The sequence below is a fragment of the Pseudomonas sp. RT6P73 genome (assembly GCF_054897715.1).
This window is the reverse complement of sequence record NZ_JBUBUV010000002.1, coordinates 5546538-5560951: the sequence shown is the minus strand read 5'-3', so window position 1 is coordinate 5560951 and position 14414 is coordinate 5546538. Positions and strand designations below refer to the sequence as shown.

General features: G+C 56.0%; 6 protein-coding genes. 2 read left to right on the top strand and 4 right to left on the bottom strand.

The genetic code is table 11. The features are described 5' to 3' along the window. Positions 1-100 precede the first annotated feature (100 nt). Together ACYZT6_RS25695 and ACYZT6_RS25690 are read left to right on the top strand one after the other, a co-directional pair. Positions 101-4600, top strand: a complete 4500-nt coding sequence (locus ACYZT6_RS25695) for a SpvB/TcaC N-terminal domain-containing protein (RefSeq protein ID WP_462029138.1) — start codon at positions 101-103, stop codon at positions 4598-4600. Further along, positions 4593-7430 carry an RHS repeat-associated core domain-containing protein gene (locus tag ACYZT6_RS25690; RefSeq protein ID WP_462029137.1) on the top strand — a complete coding sequence of 946 codons (2838 nt, stop codon included), beginning with the start codon at positions 4593-4595 and terminating at the stop codon, positions 7428-7430. The genes ACYZT6_RS25695 and ACYZT6_RS25690 overlap by 8 nt, the downstream gene beginning before the upstream one ends. 104 nt (positions 7431-7534) lie before the next feature. Here the strand turns inward: ACYZT6_RS25690 and ACYZT6_RS25685 are convergent, their stop codons facing one another. The 4 genes from ACYZT6_RS25685 to relB form a co-directional block, all read right to left on the bottom strand. Further along, positions 7535-7831: a hypothetical protein gene (locus ACYZT6_RS25685; protein ID WP_462029136.1), complete on the bottom strand. Its 297-nt coding sequence runs from the start codon at positions 7829-7831 to the stop codon at positions 7535-7537. 2346 nt (positions 7832-10177) lie between these two features. Beyond that, positions 10178-12916 carry an RHS repeat-associated core domain-containing protein gene (locus ACYZT6_RS25680; protein WP_462029135.1) on the bottom strand — a complete coding sequence of 913 codons (2739 nt, stop codon included), beginning with the start codon at positions 12914-12916 and terminating at the stop codon, positions 10178-10180. Positions 12917-13671: 755 nt separating this feature from the next. Then, positions 13672-13938, bottom strand: coding sequence for a type II toxin-antitoxin system RelE family toxin (locus ACYZT6_RS25675; RefSeq protein ID WP_462029134.1), 267 nt, complete (start codon positions 13936-13938; stop codon positions 13672-13674). Then, positions 13922-14149, bottom strand: coding sequence for a type II toxin-antitoxin system RelB family antitoxin (gene relB, locus ACYZT6_RS25670; RefSeq protein WP_462029133.1), 228 nt, complete (start codon positions 14147-14149; stop codon positions 13922-13924). Before relB ends, ACYZT6_RS25675 begins: the two co-directional genes overlap by 17 nt. Positions 14150-14414 lie beyond the last annotated feature (265 nt).

Below are 14414 nucleotides of genomic sequence, written 5' to 3'. Positions count from 1 at the left end.
TTTTCATTCAACCTGCCCAAAGCTTCGCGGCATCAGCCCTTGTATGCAGGTGCTGATGCCGCGTGCCGGGCCGGTAGGCATTCGACTTTGGAGTTTGCGTATGCAATCACTTTCCCCTTCCCCCGTTCAGGTCCCGGTACTTTCTCTTCCCAAAGGTGGCGGTGCACTTCACGGCCTAGGTGATGCACTGAGCAGCACCGGGGCTTCTGGCATGGCCACCTTTTCTATTCCGTTACCGGTCAGTACTGGTCGTGGTTTCTCACCAGGATTGGCCTTGCAGTACAATAGCGGCGCGGGCAACGGCATCTTTGGTATTGGTTGGGGATTGGCGTTGCCCTCTATTTCCCGGGAGGCTGTTTACGGCGTACCTCACTATACGCCGACCGATACACTCCTCGGTCCCAACGGGGAGCGCCTCGTCGCCGAGCGCGATGAGAGCGGGCAACTCAAGTGCATGCCCGCCACCGCGCATCCTCGATGCACAGTCACCACCGCGCATCATGTGCAACGTTACTTTCCACAAATTGAAGGAGCCTTCGACAAAATCGAGTGCTGGACCCCCGATGCCGGTGGGCCGTGTTTCTGGCTGATGCAGGCCGCGGACGGCACCCTGCATCAATTTGGACGCACAACAAACGCGCGCATCGCCGATCCAGCCCATCCCGAGACCCATATTGCTCAATGGCTACTGGAAGCTTCGGTGTCGGTTAATGGTGAGCAAATCCGTTATGAATATACCAACGACCAGAAAATTGAGTGCTTTGACGGACGAGAGCAAGGTACCCAGCGCGTTCTCACAGGCATTCGCTATGGAAATCGCTTGGCGTGCTCTGATCTCGGGTCTGCGATAGCGGACCAGGACTGGCATTTCAATCTGATCTTTGCCTATTCGGATACGGCTGATGTTCGCGAAGAATGGGCCGAATGGGATGATATGGTCACGCTACGCCAAGATGCTTTTTCGCGCTACGAATATGGCTTTGAAGTGCGCACTCGGCGTTTATGCCGGCAAGTGCTGATGTACCACCGTTTTCCTGAACTGGCTGGCGATGAATGGGTGTTGGTACAACGCCTGGCCCTTACCTATGCCGAGGACGCAAGTATTTCCCACCTGAAACGCGTCGACTTGATCGGCGTCTCAGAGCAGGGGGAGGATCGTGTTCCGCCGATCACATTTGAGTACGCAGGCTGTGACCTGGCCACCATCGTGTCGCAAGGCAGCTTTACGCCTAGGCCCGATTTCCCCGATTGCGCAACCGGGGCCTATCAGCTTGCAGACTTGTACGGCGAAGGGATCCCAGGCATTTTGTTACGCGACACTACGGGTTGGCGTTACCGCGCGCCCCGGCGCAATCGTGTAGTGGGTGGCGATGCTGTTGACTACGCTGATTGGGTACCCCTACCGCAATCCCCTATTGGACAGACCGGTGAATCCGGGCATCGTTTGTTGACCGATTTCACTGGCGATGCTCAGCTGGATTGGGTCATTACAGAGCCAGGTATGGCGGGGTTCTTTTCGCAACGACCGGATAAAAGCTGGTCGGACTTCACCCCATTCTCAGTCTTCCCTCCGGAATTTACCCAGCAGCAAGCACAACTGGTGTCGTTGGTCGGCAGCGGCTATCAGGACTTGGTGCTGATCGGCCCGAAAAGTGTGCGGCTGTATGCCGGACTCGGCAAGCAGGGTTTTGCGCCCGGTATTGATGTTGAACAAGGTGAGGCGGTTTCTCTTCCAATGCAAGGTGCGCAGAACGAGGTAATTGCTTTTAGCGATATGCTCGGTTCTGGGCAGCAGCATATGATCCGGGTTCGTCATAATAGTGTGGAGTGTTGGCCGCATCTGGGGCATGGTCGTTTTGGCAGCGCGATTAACCTGGCTCAGGGAGTCTGTTTCGATGACGCCGTCAACTTCGACCCGCACCGGGTATTTTTGGCCGACATTGACGGGAGCGGCGCACCGGACCTGATTTACGCCCACACCCACTCTTTAGCCATTTATCGCAATCGCTCAGGCAATCGTATTGACGTACAGCCGGTGCGCCTCGAATTTCCAGAGGGTGTCCAGTATGACCGTCTGAGCGTGCTCCAGTTTGCGGATACTGATGGCTTAGGGTGTGCGAACCTGCTGTTGACACTGCCGCAACGAGAAGCCTCAGAACGCCATTGGTATTTTAACTTCAACCACCAAAAACCCTGGCTACTGACCGCAATGGATAACGGCCAGGGCCTCAGATCATCGATTACCTACAGGAGTTCGGCACAGGTATGGCTCGATGAAAAGTCGACACAGCCAGACGCTGTCTGCCATCTTCCCTTTCCTGTGCATACGGTCGCCAGCCTGACGCAACAGGATGCGATTTCCGGCAACCAGTTGACGCAATCCTTTCGCTACCAACGCGGGTTTTACGACCGACAGGAACGTAAGTTCCGCGGCTTTGCCCGGGTGGATAGTATCGACACGGAGGCGCGAACCGAGCAGAGTCACAGTACCAATGAGGCACTCCAGGGGCAATCAATCCCAGAGACGGTGTTTGCTTCGGTGCTCACGCGGACTTGGTACCACCAAGGCACCGTGCAATGTGGTGTTGATCGTCCCGGCTATTGCCAGGATGACCCGCAAGCCATGACTCTAGCGGCGACCCTGTATACCGGGTACAGAGGACAAACGGTGCAACCCGACCAGCGAGTCGTGATGGCACGAGCGCTGGCGGGGAATGTGCTGCGCACTGAAATATGGAGCACTCCACCCGCGCAACAGGTCGATGCGACTGCGCGGCTGTATAGCGTCAGTGATTCGCGCTATGGGGTGGATCTATTGTCATTGCATGAGCAGAAGGCTCTTGTGGTCATGCCCCATCTGCTTGAGAGCTTGCAGTACGAGTACGATGGCGTTCCCAGCGATCCGCGTTGTACGCAGCAAATCAATCTGGCCTCGGATATTTATGGAAGGCCAACCCACAGCGTGGCGATCGTCTATCCCCGCCGACTCACCCTGGCCGATGAGCCGCCGCCCGTGCTTACCGACCCGTGGCAGCAGAAGTGGTGGCGCGACTCCCATGACGCTGCGCAGCGCTTGTTATCTCTGACGGAATCACGGCAATCCTATTACCATCTGACCGAGGTGAATTGCTGGCGTCTGGGCTTGGTGAAAGAGAGCTGCAGCGTTGCTCATGAGTTTTTGATCGACGGTGACTTCAGCACCAGTGCCGCAGGCGCCGCCTGGCGCGAGACGCCGCTGCTCAGCTATGAAGTCCTTACCCAAACCACCACCGGCAACCTATTGATCGCCGATGCCCCCGATACTCGCCAGATGAGCAGTCTGCAGGTAAGGCACTATTACAATCAGGCCGGAACCTTAGGACAGCCCACCTTGCAAGGGCTGCTGCACCACATGGAAAGTGCAGAATTGGACGCATTGGCACTGTCCGCCTACGAGCGAGTGCCCGGGTTAGAAGGAGCGCTCGACGAGATGCTGGAACAGGCGGGCTACCATCGCATGGCGTGGGGATTGTTCAATCCAATGCAAAGCACGCTGGTAATCCCAGGCGTGGAGATTCAGCCGTTATGGGGCATTGAGTCCGACTTCTGCGCCTATGCCCCAGAGCAGTCTTTTTACCACCTGATTAGCCATAGTCCCAGCCGCCGTACCGAGCATCCAAGTTCTTTTACTTATGACCGTTATGACTGTCAGGTTGAGACGATCATCGACGCACTTGGTCAAACATCGCACGCGTATTACAACTATCGCACGATGCAACCGTTGCGGTTTGTGGATATCAACAACAATACCCAAGAGGTTTTCTGCGATGGCTTGGGACGGGTTTTGGCCACGACTGTTTACGGGACGGAAAATGGGACTGCCGCGGGCTTCGAGCCGCTCTATGATAGGGTCATCGATGCTGACGGTGTCCCTCATTTTCGCACGCGCTATCAACGCACCATCCTTCAACTTGGCGACGCGATCGGACAGCTGGCTGCAGCCGATGAATCAGGACGAGATGCGGCTCAGATAGCTCGAAGAACCATCCTGGGAGGGTGGGCTTCGATAATGTATTACGTGCCCCACAGTGGGTCCGATGTACATGCGCCGGTGCATACGGCCGTCTTCTCCGCTGACCGCTATCCGACAGACACAGACGGGCAAGTACGTATCGCCATTAGCTATTCGGATGGTTTGGGCCGTACCGTGCAAACAAGCACCAAAACGGCCCCCGGTGTTGCCTATCGCAGCGATGGCAAGCGATTGATGAGCACTTTGGGCAAGGCCGTTGAAATTCACACCCGTGCGCGTTGGCTGGTATCCGGTGGGCAGGAATACAACAATAAGGGCTTGCCGGTACGCACCTATCAGCCTCTGTATCTCGATACCTATCACTATGTCAGTGAGCGAAGTAGCCGGCCAGAGGCTTATTACTTTCAGCATGAGTATGACGCGCTCGGACGGGAAGTTCGCACAACGCGCCCTGATGGTTATTTCCAGCGCAAAACTTTTTGGCCCTGGTATGTCGTTGCCGAAGACGAGAACGATACCGCGTGGGAAGTTAATGCGACCGATGCGGACGTGTTGGCCACCCGTGACCTTAGGGAGGCTTATGACTAATTTCGCCCTTCACCGCCACACGCCAACGCTGCAGGTCTACAGTCCGTTCGGTTTATCCGTGCGCAGCGTTGCCTATTACCGACGCTCGCCAGAAGATGAACCCCATCCCCGCGTCACTGCCACTGCCACTCGGCGTGCGGGACGGGTGAGTCAGCACTGGGACCCGCGGCTGTTTGCCCTGAGTGATCCGCCGAGCGCCGACACCGCCAACCTCAGCGGCCTGACCTCGCTGTCGGGGCGGCCGTTGCTGACCGACAGTGTCGACGCCGGCTGGCAGTTGCATTTATGGGGCGCGTCGGGTGAGTTGCAGCGGGCCTGGGATGGTCGCGGCACCCGCACCCGGCAGAGCTACGATGCGTTGTTAAGGCCAGTCGCCGTGTTTGAACAGCGCCTGGACGCACCGGAGCACTGCATCGGCGTGACCACCTATGGCGATCAGACGCCCGAGGCGCTGGCGAACAATCAGTGCGGCCAGCCGGTGCGGGTGGACGACACCGCCGGGTGCCGTCAGCTCCACGGCTACAGTCTGCAGGGGGCCCCATTGGCCGAGACGCGCCATTTTTTACAGGATCTGGCAACCCCGGATTGGCCGCAACTCGTCGAGCAGCGTGATGCACTTCTTGAGCCTGAGAGTGCAACCACGCGCTGGCATTACGATGCACTGGGCACGTTGCTGCAGCAGACCGATGCCCGCGGGAACAGCCAATACACCGACTATAACGTCGCGGGGCAACCTGTTGGCAGTCGCTTGCAATTGAGTGCTCAGGCTGAACCGACGACGGTGATCCGCGACCTCACCTACAACGCGTTTGGACAACTCGCCACCGAAACCGCAGGCAACGGCGTCACCACCACGGCCATCTACCGCGCCGACACTGGCGCCCTGCAACGCCTGGTGGCGCAGCGCGCCGATAACAACTGTGTACAAGACCTGCGGTATAGCTACGACCCGGTTGGCAATGTGCTGAGCATCACCGATGCCAGCCAGTCGATCCGACACTTCGCCAATGCGCGTATCGAACCGGTTAACACCTATGCCTACGACACCTTGTCGCAATTGATCCAAGCCACCGGGCGCGAGGTGAGCCGCCGTGGCCACGGTCCTGCGTCACGGGTCTGTGTGGACCCCGCCCAGTTGGTCCACTACACGCAGCACTATACTTACGATGCGGCCGGTAACCTGCACACGCTTCAGCATCGTGGAGCACAACGTTACACGCGCAAGATGCAGGTCGCCGAGTGCAGCAACCGAAGTCTGTTGCAGAAAGCGGGCAGCCCCCTGCCCGAGGTCCAGGCATTCAGCGCCGGTTTTGATGCCAACGGCAATGTGCAGCAATTGCAACCCGGGCAGGTGTTGCAATGGGATGGTCGCAATCAACTGTGTCAAGTCACGCCCGTAGTCCGCGATGCAGGGCCAGACGACACTGAACTTTATGTGTATGACGGCGGTGGCCAACGGCTGCGCAAAGTACGCCTCAGCCAGGCCAAAGCGGTTAGCCACATTGCACAAGTCCGCTATTTGCCAGGGCTGGAAATCCGGGAGGACAGCGCGACTGGAGAAACGCTTGATGTGATCACTGTGCAAATTCCCGGGCGTTGCAGTGTGAGGGCACTGCACTGGGGGGAGACAGCGCCGGACGGTATCAGCAATGATCAGCTTCGTTACGGCGTGGGTGATCATCTGGGCTCCAGCACCCTGGAGCTGAACAGCGAAGCCTGCCTGGTCAGCCAGGAGGGGTATTATCCGTACGGTGGGACGGCTTGGTGGGCGGCGCGGGATAACACTGAAGTCAAATACAAGACCATTCGCTACTCAGGTAAAGAGCGCGATGCCACCGGCTTGTATTACTACGGGTTTCGTTATTACGCCCCGGCTTGGGGGCGCTGGATTAATCCAGATCCGGCTGGAGGGGTGGATGGGCTGAATCTGTATCAAATGGTGGGTAACAATCCAGTCAAGTATCTAGATCCCGACGGCAGGTGTAAGGTAAGTGATAAATATATCTGCGCAAATCATATGGAACCACTTGCAGAAGCATCTAAGGCCGGTAACTTTGCTGTCAGCTTCAGGAAAGCGGGAGCCGCGACGCTGCGTGCTTTACAGGAGGGGGCGGCCGCCAAAGGACATAATATTTTAGGAAAAACCATCAAAGACAGCTCTCTGGAAGCCGCCTATTCTGAAAGAGCGCCCGACATATTGAAAAAAGTACAAGGTGCTGGAATTGAAGGCTTTGTCGGGAGCTGGGATAATACAGGGTTAGTAGGTCTAGTTCTGAGCGGCGCACATGAGTTAGATGCACACGTCTACCCAATTGATATCAATAATCTCGATGCTAGCCTTGCTGACTTGAAAGCGATGGACAATTGGAAAACACGCCCTTTTACTGGGGATTATGACATGCATGATCTTATTACATTTCGTAGCGGGAAGCCTCGTACAATGTTGGCGAATTCAAAGGAGGAAAAGGACGCCATTGATAAAATGAATGAGTATGTAGCTGTAGCCGACGACAATCGACGAGGCAGAGGAAACCAATTTAATACCATACGGCATGGGGCCCAAGTAAATTATCCCGACCAAACTAAACTTTTTGAGAGAGAAGCTTATGCAGAACATGGCTTGGTGGGGGACGTCGCCCGCGCCGGCCAGTTTCCTCTGGCTATGCTTGATAGGGGAAACTGGCAAATTATCGAAAATATCGGTGAGCTCGCCTCGTTCTATAAAAGTATCGGCGCAACAATGAAAAATACTTGGATGCCGGATGGGGACCGGACTTATGGTAATCAACCGATCGTTCGACAGTCGCAGCGAAAGAGCGACTTACGATGATTTTTAAGTAGGTGGCCGGTTACGTATTCTGATTGACTCGGCCCCCGTCGATGTTGAAAGGCACAATCGTAGCGTCTCAGAAATGTCACTGAAAATTTACTAATCTAGGTGTTATACGAAAAATCTTGAAACACTGATATGGGTAAAATCGCCGCCAAACGACAGGAGCCAATGGCAATCTGCCGATTGACCCGGTTACGACCTGCGCCGGCAAGAGCTTGTCGCAATTGATCGAGGCCGCCGGGCGTGAAATGGGCAGCAACGGTCATGGCCCTGAGGTGCTGGGTCGACAGTCCCAACTGGTCAACTTGCTGGCCCAGTTGGCTGAAGCTGTGGTGGATCCGGTCGATCAGGCGCAACACAATCCAGTTTGCTGGTAGAGGTAAGTACTTAAAGGTCATGTGTTCTTGAGGAATATTTTGTGACGAATCAGCCAGGTAGCCCCTGTAGCTGATGTATACAATTCGCACACTATCCCCGTGCGGGACTTGTCGGTGCGGGGATGGAGGAACGATCTAAGGGCGCTCTAGAAGGGGCAGTTCATGTCTTATGCATTGTGGAAAGCATGCCCCATCGCTGATACATCTAGTGCGTATCTTCCTCAAGGTAATTCCGCGTTTTTAACCCGGTGCAAACCGGTTTTTTTCACGTGCGCCAGGCATGGCGCCTTGCGCGAGCGCAACCAGCTTGGCTGTTGTGGCCTCGCTGGTGACTTGGAGATGAAAATCCGCTACACACCCGACAAGGGGAAGTGTTAGTCAGAGGCGGGGGTGACCGCGAATCCGAAGGAAGCCCAGGCAAAATGCTGGCCTGACGAACAGGAAGCGGATAGAGGGGCGTAGCGGGGTGAGATGGCCAATAATCATCAAAGCCCAATATTTGCGTGTGTCACGAGCGCTGGCGTAAGCCAGTGATGCTGGGAGTAGGCCTCCCGAAGTCCCTGCAGGAGCTGGATTCAAACCGCCCGGTGCTGCTACGTTCAAAAGGCATGGTGGTGAGCGACTGTGGAAAAGGCGCTGATAAACCGCCTCAGGTATGTATTGAGAAGAGGAGCGAAAGCAACCCGTCCGAAGACGCATCGTTAAGGGCTCAAGCGCTGTCAAAACCGAGGCTTGCAAGTAGCCTTGGGAGCAAGTCTGGAGGATATCTGCATACCGTCCGGATGGCAAACGGTGTATAGGCGGCATGAACTCAATACAGGCATTGATATGGAGCATGAGAACCTCGCCTTTGATGCAAAGGGAAATGACAAGCGGCTATCACCGCAAGAAAGAATACCGATGTAAAGGCCGAGGACGGAGCCATTCGTAGTAGTGATGAAGCTCTTGTAATGAGAATGGGAGCGAAGGGATGGCGTTGCCTAGCTCACTTATGTCGTCAACCGGCTTTGGGCCGGGAAGGGCGGCATGAGCGCAGGAAAGTCGTACAGCATTTCCAAACTGATAGTTTGGGAGGCCTTCAAGCGAGTGAAAGCCGATCGAGGGGCCGCTGGGATAGATGAGCAATCATTGCCCAGTTCGAGCCGAAGCGGCAACGGAACGTGTACAAGGTTTGGAATCGCATGTCGTCGGGTTCGCGCGACTTGCCTTTATCCAGCTGCAATCGTTGTCGTTCTAGCGCAGCAGTATCCGTGTTCTATTTTTTCTTTTTCTTCGAGGGCACCCAGCCGGCGTTCATATTCATCCTTTAGCTTTTCGGGCGCACAAGTTCATCGAGCCGGTCCGTTCGTATTTGCTGATTGTCACAGACACGTTCGCCACCAAAGCGGTAGGCATCGGTACCAATGCAACGATAATAGGCATAATCTCGGCGCTGGCCTTTTTACCGTAATAGTCGTAGTGACAATGGCCGCAAACGGTCAAACCCTGAAGTAGGTAATAGCACCATGACGGCTCTGACGCGTTCTGCGATTCTCAGCAAGTTGCTCTTGAACCGACTGAAATAACCCTTCGTTGACGATTGCCGGTACGGATATCTCGACCCACTGACGTGGATCCGTATGCGGTTGAATACCCCTTCCTGGGCACCTCCGCACTGACAACTCTAAGGAAGTCCGCGTTTCTGTCGGTTTTAGCTGCTCATAGACCCTCTCGAGCTTCACAAGAGAATCGATTTGGCTCAAAAGCCAGACGAATACGCCAGATCCGCGGTTTTCGGCTCATGACTGAAGTCTCCCATCAGAGGGGGGCGATGACCTAAATGACGAGAACAATCTCGACGTCGGGGTATCCCGCATACCTCGGAGCAAAACTCTCCCTTGTGGGGGGGGGGCAGATTCCGTAGGGAAGAGTTCGTGTGGATAAACAAATCCCGCCTTGAACCACTTCCGTTTGGTCCGTGGGAACGTTGGCGATCATCCAGTCATGGCTGATGTTGTAGATACAGCCTTGAATATCGGCCTCCAGCACCCATTGCCCCCTGTGTTTTCTTTGCCTGGCAGATGAAGCATTGCTCGCCTGCATCGGCGGTTGGGCGCTCCGGCCTGAACCCATAGGAGTTTCAGATCAGAGTGGGTTTGGCAATTGGTTCAAGCGCTAGCAGATACAGATTGGGTCGATGTCCAGCGTCAGGTAAGAAGGGTGCAAGCACGTATGGCGAAGGCAACATAGGAAAGCAGCCTGCAATGGCTGCTGACTCACTCGTTTCGCGGCAAGGACGGGATGTCGGACGGGCACTGAAAATAAGAGTACGAGAGGGGAGAAATCTCCTCTATCGTTTGGTGTACGCTGGTGCAGAGTAAAGAAGCATCACTCCCAATCCATTTTTTCGTCCGGTGTAAAAACATGCTTCCCTTTTGCTCCTAAGGACTTAACACGTACCGGTGTGGGGCTTTCGATCCAAGGCTGCAAAACATACTTTGATATTCCATTCGGGCTTCGTTCTACAGTAACTTTTCCAAACCGAGCAGTTACCTCCGTCCGTGCATCTTTATTTAATTCGTTGAAAAGATTTTCGGCAAAGCCGGAATATGGGGTGTCCACACCGTCAATATTTGGAGCAATAAGATTGCATGAAACCAAGCTAATCCGACCAAGGTTTTTGTCCCCTTCACTAAACTTCAAGGCTTCGAATAAGCGAGCCTTTTTTATTGCGCCCACAAAGGATTGTACTTTACCACCCTCTTTGTTTATTGGAATTTTTATATGTTCCGGCCCCCCATGGAACCCGGCTATCTGATCGTTACCTTTGTAGTCCACCCAATTGAATTTTAATAATTCCGGCATAATCTCAAAAGTCGGATCCTTTGGCCCAACGGATCCATGCATCACAAAGAATAACCTCGTACGTTCTCCTATCTTCGGGAAATTTTTCTCCCCGTCTGCATATTGTAGCGAGGGGTAAGGATTATCAGCGGTGGATTCTAGCGTCGATCTAGGATCCCAATGAATTAAAATCGCTTTGCCGTTCGCGTTATACTTGGTGAACAGACGCTGTGCATAGGTTTTGGATTCGAAGTCGTCACCAACATGAATTATAAAGTTGAAATCAAACTTCTGCAGGCCGTTAGTATCTCGTAATGTAATTGGATTATTCGACACGAACGCGAATAAATTTAACCCATCCACGGTGCCGGCCGGATCCGGATTCAACCAGCGTCCCCAGCCCGGGGCGTAATAACGAAACCCGTAGTAATACAAGCCGGTGGCATCGCGCTCTTTGCCAGAATACCGCACGGTCTTGTACTTGACTTCGCTTTGCTGGCTCGCCGCCCACCAGGCGGTGCCACCGTACGGGTAATAGCCCTCCTGGCTGACCAGGCGGGCCTCGCGGTCCAGCTCCAGGGTGCTGGAGCCCAAGTGGTCACCGACGCCGTAACGCAGTTGGTTATTGCGCACGCCTGGCGGAGTGCCCGCCACCCAGTGCAACACCCGGACGCTGCTGCGCCCCGGGCTCTGGAGGCTGATGACATGCAGCGTCTCGCCACTGGCACTGTCTTCGCGGATCTCCAGCCCCGGCAGATAATGCACTTGCGCGATGTGGCGTAGCGCCTTCGCCTGGCTGACGCGCACTTTACGCAGCCGTTGCCCCGCGCCGTCATACACGTAGTGTTCGCTGTCGACTGCCCCAGACTCGCGGACCACTGGCGTGACCTGGCACAGCTGATTACGCCCGTCCCAGTACAACGCCTGCCCGGGTTGCAGCTGTTGCACATTGCCGTTGGCATCAAAACCGGCGCTCAGTTCTTGTGCATCCCTCAAGGGACCGCCCGTTTTCTGTTGCAGACTGCGGTTGCTGCGTTCAGCGACCTGCATCTGGCGCGTGTAACGTCGTGCCCCTTGATGCTGCAGAGTGTGCAGGTTACCGGCCGCGTCATAGGCATAGCGCTGCGTGTAGTTGACCAGCTGGCTGGGGTCCGCTGACACCCGCACCTCAGGGCCGTGACCGCTGCTGGCCACTTCACGCCCGGTGGCCTCGATCAATTGCGACAGGCTGTCGTAGGTGTAGGTTGTGACCGGGTCGATCCGCGCATTGGCAAAATAGCGGATCGACTGACTGGCATCGCTGATGCTCAGCACATTGCCGATCGGGTCGTAAGCATAGTGCAGGTCTTGCACACAGCGGTGATCGGCCCGCTGCGCCATCAGTCGTTGCAGGACGCCGGTATCGGGGCGGTAGGTGGCGGTGCTGGTGACGCCGTTGCCCGCGGTTTCCGTGGTGAGCTGGCCCCAGGCGTTGTAGCCGAGGTCGCGCAGCACCGTCGTCGCTTCAGTCTGCCCCTTCAGTAGCAAGCGGCTGCTCACGATCTGCCCGGCGACGTTGTAGTCGGTGGATTGGCGATTACCTTGAGCGTCGGTCTGCTGCCGCAACGCGCCCAGCACATCGTGGCGCCAATGGGTGGTTGCCTGCTGACGCTCGAGCAAGGCCTCCCGATCCTCGACAGCAGGCGGCCAGTCGGGGGACGTCAGTTCCCGCAAAAAGCGCCGCGTCTCGGCCAATGGGGCCCCCTGCAGACTGTAGCCGTGGAGCTGACGGCACCCGGCGGTATCGTCCACCCGCACCGGCTGGCCGCACTGATTGTGCGCCCGCGCCTCGGGCGTCTGATCGCCATAGGTGGTCAAGCCGATGCAGTGCTCCGGTGCGTCCAGACGTTGTTCGAAGACGGCGACAGGCCTTAACAACGCATCGTTCGTATGCCGCGTACGCGTCCCCCGCCCATCCCAGGCCATCTGCAACTCGCCCGACGCGCCCCATAAATGCAACTGCCAGCCAGCGTCGACACTCTCGGTCAACAACGGCCGACCCGACAGGGAGGTCACGCCGCACAGGTTGGCGGTGTCGGCGCTCGGGATCGCACTCAGGGCAAACAGCCGCGGGTCCCAGTGCTGACTCACCCGCCCCGCCCGCCGAGTGGCAGTCGCGGTGACGCGGGGTTGCGGCTGCTCCGAGGAGCAGCGCCGGTAATAGGCGACGCTGCGCACCGGCGAGCCGCTGGGATCGGACACCTGCAGCGTCGGGGTGTTACGGTGAAGGGCGGGATTCGTCATACAGCTCCTTGATGAAAGTCGGGGGGCTCGGTATTTTCGATGAGATGGCTGCACGATGGTCGTTGCAGGCTCGCTCGCGTGTGTCGGGGGCGGTTGCGTCGTGACGCACTACATGCTGCCCTGCAAAAGCGATCAACTTGCACTTGCGGAGCCGAGAACCCGATGCCACCTGTTTCGGTCATGCCAGGCAGCCAAGCGATTATTTCAACGGCAAGAGCCGGCCAGTCCCGAGGATCTGGATCATTCCACGAATGCACCACGGCACGCCTTTCCATGAGTGAGTGGGGTAAACCTACAGGAAAGGGACGATCGTTTGGACGGTGACGGGAAGTCTAAATGTCGTCAAATTGTTGCTTCGATCCCACTGGGCCGAGTTGGGAGCATATCAATCTGATAGGCGTTTACGTCTGGCGTCGCAATGCGAAGGTCGGAGCGGGGGAAATTCAGGCTTCTGCGGCGATTGAAATGGGCTTAACGTACTTTAAAGTCCGTTTACTGAAGCGACCCCAACTACCGCAACAATGGCGAGAAAAAACTGCCAGTACGGCTGACCTGCCGTTGTTTTCCAAAAAGCAAACCTGCGATCCAAGAGGTCGAGGAGGTTCTCGCAACGGCAACCTCAGCCCAAAAATTGCGGCGTCCAAACGTCACGAGCCGACGTTCGTAATACAGTTGATTCAAGCGAGCCGTGCGTAAGAGATCACAGACATCCCAAACAGGATGACCCTGAGCTGACATACATCTTTCGCTGGTCCTCAGCGGTAAATTTCTCGGCGATTGCCCAACTGCACCACCAGGATGCGCAAGGCTCCATCCTGGATCTCACAGATGACGCGAAAATCGCCAACTCGATAACGCCATAACCCACCCAATAGGCCCGTCAATGCCTTGCCCGTCGTGCGCGGATCTTCTCGACCAGCAATTCGTTCATCCATGAAATCAAGGACGCGTTTGGCGGACTGTTTATCGAGGCGGCGCAATTGGGTTTTAGCTGTATTGGTGTACTCAATCGTCCAGACCAAGGTCTTTCCTTACGTCCGCCGCGGAATGAACTGTCTCTTGGTTTTTACGGACACGCTCCAAGACATCAGCCGCGAGGTAGTAATCCTCAAGATCGGTCAGGCCATGATCAATGATTTCACGCAAATAATAGGCTTTGGTACGCCCGGTACTTGTCGACAAAAAATTTAGGCGCTGCTCGATTTCGGGGGCTAAGCGAATGGATGTAGTCATATGTTGCCTCCTGTGTAGTACGTGTATTCATATTATCACAATTATCATATCAGGGCCGCGACTACGAAGGGATTGAAACCTACCTGTAGCGACTTGCGGGGGGCTACACCCAAGGCGCAATCACGACGCTTGGTTATGGATGGGTTTCCATTACTGCCCCAACCCCATGCTCCGCCATTGTCTACGCCATAAAAGCTAACACCGGGATAACGTCCGGTGGCGCCCGGCCAGTCATCACCAGCAAGTGACGCCACCCCCCATAAGG